General features: G+C 67.7%; 4 protein-coding genes. All 4 read right to left on the reverse strand.

The features are described from left to right. Positions 1–128 precede the first annotated feature (128 nt). The 4 genes from pdxS to thrS all read right to left on the reverse strand — a co-directional run bounded on the left by pdxS (position 129) and on the right by thrS (position 4431). Positions 129–1043 carry a pyridoxal 5'-phosphate synthase lyase subunit PdxS gene (pdxS, locus tag AC5RV2_RS14655; RefSeq protein WP_494069107.1) on the reverse strand — a complete coding sequence of 305 codons (915 nt, stop codon included), beginning with the start codon at positions 1041–1043 and terminating at the stop codon, positions 129–131. 175 nt (positions 1044–1218) lie between these two features. After that, positions 1219–1830, reverse strand: coding sequence for a phosphatidylinositol phosphate synthase (pgsA, locus tag AC5RV2_RS14660; RefSeq protein WP_494092935.1), 612 nt, complete (start codon positions 1828–1830; stop codon positions 1219–1221). Positions 1831–1837: 7 nt separating this feature from the next. Beyond that, complete coding sequence (locus tag AC5RV2_RS14665; RefSeq protein WP_494092936.1) at positions 1838–2416, reverse strand: HIT family protein; 579 nt, start codon at positions 2414–2416, stop codon at positions 1838–1840. Between the two features lie 2 nt (positions 2417–2418). After that, positions 2419–4431: a threonine--tRNA ligase gene (gene thrS, locus AC5RV2_RS14670; protein ID WP_494092937.1), complete on the reverse strand. Its 2013-nt coding sequence runs from the start codon at positions 4429–4431 to the stop codon at positions 2419–2421. Positions 4432–4834 lie beyond the last annotated feature (403 nt).

The following is a 4834-nucleotide window of genomic DNA, read 5'->3' on the forward strand; positions in this document are numbered from 1 at the left end:
CCCCGGCCGGCCGCGGGGACGTCCCGTAACGTCGGCCCCGGAAACGCCGGCCCCCGGAAACGTCCAAAAACGAGAAACGCCCGGTCCCGCACCTTCGTGCGGGACCGGGCGTTCGCCGTCGTCGGTATTTACCAGCCGCGCTCGGCGAGGCGATGCGGCTGCGGGATTTCGTCCACGTTGATGCCGACCATGGCCTCGCCCAGGCCGCGCGAGACCTTGGCGATGACGTCCGGGTCGTCGTGGAAGGTTGTGGCCTTGACGATCGCGGCGGCGCGCTCGGCCGGGTTGCCGGACTTGAAGATGCCGGAACCGACGAACACGCCGTCGGCGCCCAGCTGCATCATCATCGCGGCGTCGGCCGGGGTGGCGATGCCGCCGGCGGTGAACAGCACCACGGGCAGCTTGCCGGTGGCGGCGATTTCCTTGACCAGTTCGTACGGGGCCTGCAGTTCCTTCGCGGCCACGTACAGTTCGTCTTCGGGCATCGCCGACAGGCGCTTTATCTCGGAGCGGATCTGGCGCATGTGGCCGGTGGCGTTGGAGACGTCGCCGGTGCCGGCCTCGCCCTTGGAGCGGATCATGGCCGCGCCTTCATTGATGCGGCGCAGGGCCTCGCCCAGGTTGGTGGCGCCGCAGACGAAGGGAACGGTGAAGTTCCACTTGTCGATGTGGTTGGTGTAGTCGGCCGGGGTCAGCACCTCGGACTCGTCGATGTAATCCACGCCGAGGGACTGCAGCACCTGCGCCTCGACGAAGTGGCCGATGCGGGCCTTGGCCATCACCGGGATGGAGACGGCTTCGATGATGCCGTCAACCATGTCCGGATCGCTCATCCGGGACACGCCGCCCTGGGCGCGGATATCAGCCGGAACGCGTTCAAGGGCCATCACGGCCACGGCACCGGCGTCTTCGGCGATGCGGGCCTGTTCGGGAGTCACGACGTCCATGATGACGCCGCCCTTCAACATCTCGGCCATGCCCCGCTTGACGCGGCTGCTGCCGGTCACGGGCGCGTGAGTTGAAGTTTCTTCACTGCTGGACACTAAAAGCCCCTAGGAGTCGGTAGGAAACGTACATCTCATCATACGTCCGGCCCGGTGCGCGGGGTCACCAATGACGTAACCTTCCTCGGGGGCTAACCGCGGACCCGGTGCGCGGGGTCACCGATGACGTAACCTTCCTGGCGGCCCGCAGGCCGCACCCGGCCGGCGGGGCGGATCAGGCGGTTTGCTGGGTCTGACGGTAGACGGCCATGATCCGCTGGGCCACGGTCAGCAGGCTGGCGGCGGCCAGCAGCACCAGGACCACCAGCAGGACCAGCTCCGGCAGGCCCAGCCCGGTCAGGCCGGTGAAGACCAGGACGGATACCAGGCGTTCGGAGCGTTCGGCCAGGCCCACCGCGGCGGTACAGCCCAGCGACTCGGCCTTGGCTCTGGCGTAGGAGACCAATGAACCGAGGAGCAGGCATACGAGCGCGGAGACGGCGATGGCGGTGTTCTCTCCGCCGGTGAAGAACCAGATGGCCACGCCGGCGAACACCGCGCCGTCGGCCAGCCGGTCGAGGGTGGAATCCAAGAAATTGCCCCAGCGGCTGTTGCGCTCCAGCATGCGCGCCATCAGGCCGTCCACCATGTCGGAGAAGACGAACGCCGTGATGAAGACCGTTCCCCAGAACAGCTCCCCCAGCGGGTAGAACACGAGCGCCCCCACGGAGACCCCGAGGGTGCCCACAATGGTGACGGCGTCGGGCGAGACGCCCATCCGGATCAGGGCACGGGCCAGCGGCGTGAACAGCTTTCCAAAGAATCCGCGCGCGTACTTGTTGAGCATCGCCGCGCTACCGTGCCGGCCAGGCTTGGGATACCTGCTTGCGGACCTCGTCCAGGGTCTCGGTGATCGCCTTGGTCTGCGCGATGATCGGGAAAAAGTTCCCGTCGCCGCCCCACCTGGGCACCACATGCTGGTGCAGGTGCGCCGCCACCCCGGCGCCCCCGGCTTCGCCCTGGTTCATGCCCAGGTTGAAGCCGCTGGGGTTCGCCACCTTCCGCAGGACCCGCATCGCCGTCTGGGTCAGCTCGGCGAACTCGGCCGTCTCCTCCGCGGTGATGTCGGTGTAGTCGGGCACGTGGCGGTACGGGCAGACCAGCAGGTGCCCGGGGTTGTACGGAAACAGGTTGAGCACCACGTAGGCGGACTTGCCGCGATGGACGATCAGCGATTCCTCGTCGGGGCGGGCCGGAGCCACGCAGAACGGGCACTCGTCCTTGTTCTTGAACTGGCCCTGGCCGCCCTTGACGTAGGCCATGCGGTGCGGGGTCCAGAGCCGCTGGAAGGCATCCGGCACGCCGGGCAGCTCAAAGGCGTCCGTCACCCCGTCGCCGGTCTGGTCGGTCATGGCTTCGGTCGTCTCGGCCATCGTCAGTTGCCGCGCCTGGCGGCGGCCTGCACGATCCGGGACACGGCCTCGTCCACCGGGATGCCGTTGTCCTGGCTGCCGTCGCGGAAGCGGAAGGAGACGGCACCGGCCTCGGCGTCCTCGCCGCCGGCGATCAGCACGAATGGAACCTTGTCCTTGCTGGCGGTCCGGATCTTCTTCGGGAAGCGGTCCGAGCCCAGGTCGGCCTCGGCGCGGATGCCCTGGGCGCGCAGCTTGGCCACGATCTCCAGCATGTAGTCGTTGAACGCCTCCGCCACCGGGATGCCGACCACCTGGACCGGGGCGAGCCACGCCGGGAAGGCGCCGGCGTAGTGTTCGATCAGCAGGCCCATGAAGCGCTCTACCGACCCGAACAGGGCGCGGTGGATCATGACCGGGCGCTGGCGGCTGCCGTCGGCCGCCTGGTATTCGAGTTCGAACCGTTCCGGCAGGTTGAAGTCCAGCTGGATGGTGGACATCTGCCAGGTGCGGCCGATCGCGTCGCGCGCCTGTACCGAAATCTTGGGGCCGTAGAAGGCCGCTCCGCCCGGGTCCGGCACCAGTTCCAGGCCGGATGCCTCGGCGACCTCGGCCAGGGTGCGGGTAGCCTCGTCCCACACCTCCTCGGAGCCGACGTACTTCTCCGGGTCCTTGGTGGAGAGCTCCAGGAAGAAGTCGTCGAGCCCGTAGTCCTTGAGCAGGTCCAGCACGAAGTTGAGCGTGGTGGTCAGCTCGTCCTTCATCTGCTCGCGGGTGCAGTAGATGTGGGCGTCGTCCTGGGTCATGCCGCGCACGCGGGTCAGGCCGTGGACCACGCCGGACTTTTCGTAGCGGTAGACGGAGCCGAACTCGAACATCCGGAGCGGCAGCTCGCGGTAGGACCGGCCGCGCGAGCGGAAGATGAGGTTGTGCATCGGGCAGTTCATCGGCTTCAGGTAGTAGTCCTGGCCGGGCTTGACGACCTCGTTGGTTTCGGGGTCGCGGGTCTCGTCCACGTGCATGGGCGGGAACATCCCGTCCCGGTACCAGTCCAGGTGGCCGGAGACCTCGTACAGGTTGCTCTTGGTGATGTGCGGGGTGTAGACGAATTCGTAGCCCGCCTCGGTGTGCCGCTGGCGCGAGTAATCCTCCATCGCCTTGCGGACGATGCCGCCCTTCGGGTGGAAGACGGGCAGGCCGGAGCCGAGTTCATCCGGGAAGGAGAACAGGTCCAGTTCGGCGCCCACCCGGCGGTGGTCGCGGCGCTCTGCCTCGGCCAGCCGCTCCTGGTAGGCCTTCAGGTCTTCCTTGGTGGGCCAGGCGGTGCCGTAGATCCGCTGCAGCTGCTTGTTCTTTTCGTTGCCCCGCCAGTAGGCGGCGGCCGAGCGGGTCAGCGCATAGGCGTTGGAGATCAGCTTGGTGTTGGGCAGGTGCGGCCCGCGGCAGAGGTCCTTCCAGACCACTTCGCCGCTCTTGGCGTCCACGTTGTCGTAAATGGTCAGTTCGCCGGCACCCACTTCGATGCTGGCGCCCTCGCCGGCCTCGTCGGAGTGGCCCTTGAGCCCGATCAGCTCCTCCTTGTACGGCTCCCCCGCCATCTCGGCGAGCGCTTCGGTCTCGGAGACGGCGCGGCGGACGAAGCGCTGGTTGGAGTTGACGATCTTGAGCATCATCTTCTCCAGCTGCTTCAGGTCCTCCGGGGTGAAGGGCTCATCGACGTCGAAGTCGAAGTAGAAACCGTCGGTGATGTACGGGCCGATCCCGAGCTTGGAGTCCTTCCGCAGCTGCTGGACGGCCTGGGCCATCACGTGCGCGGTGGAGTGGCGCAGCACGTTGAGTCCGTCGGGAGAGTCGATGGTCACGGCTTCGACCTTGGCCCCAGCCGGGATCGGCTGGTCCAGGTCCTTCAGTTCGCCGTCGACGCGGACGACGACGACCTCCCGCCGGGCGCCGTAAAGGTCGGCTCCCGTCGTGCCCTCGGTCACCTGGTTCTCTTCGCCGTCGACGATGAGGGTGATGTTCTGGGGCGCTGACACAGAGGTCTCCTTATGGTGGATGTAAGCCGTTACTGCAGCGACATACTTGGGCGCTGCAAGCCTCTACGATCGTATCCGCTGACGCGAAGCCCGACCAACACCGCCGCGGCGGGGCTGCGCGCCCGCTGGGTGCCGGCGAGCCGCCTCAGGCCGGCCGATCACCCTGCCCGGTTCCCGTGGCTTCCGGCTAGCCGGGACCCGGCCGGGACGCGGTGATCCAGTCCTTCCGCGGCCATGCGGCGGGCAAGTTCGGCAGTTCCAAGTTTTTCCGGGCGGGCGGCGCCCCTGCCAGCCGCCGGTGCTGCCGTCCCCCGCCCTGCCGCCGGTGTTGAGGCTCCCGCCGCCGCACGCTGAGAGCAGCATCATTGCGAGCGCGCTGGAAAGCAGGACGGTGGTGCGGCGT

The sequence above is a fragment of the Arthrobacter sp. Y3225116 genome, assembly GCF_059091245.1.

What these genes read in the sequence shown, in the direction of transcription:
- AC5RV2_RS14665 (WP_494092936.1), bottom strand. Translation starts at nt 2,416, where the DNA reads ATGGCCGAGACGACCGAAGCCATGACCGACCAGACCGGCGACGGGGTG.
- pgsA (WP_494092935.1), bottom strand. Translation starts at nt 1,830, where the DNA reads ATGCTCAACAAGTACGCGCGCGGATTCTTTGGAAAGCTGTTCACGCCG.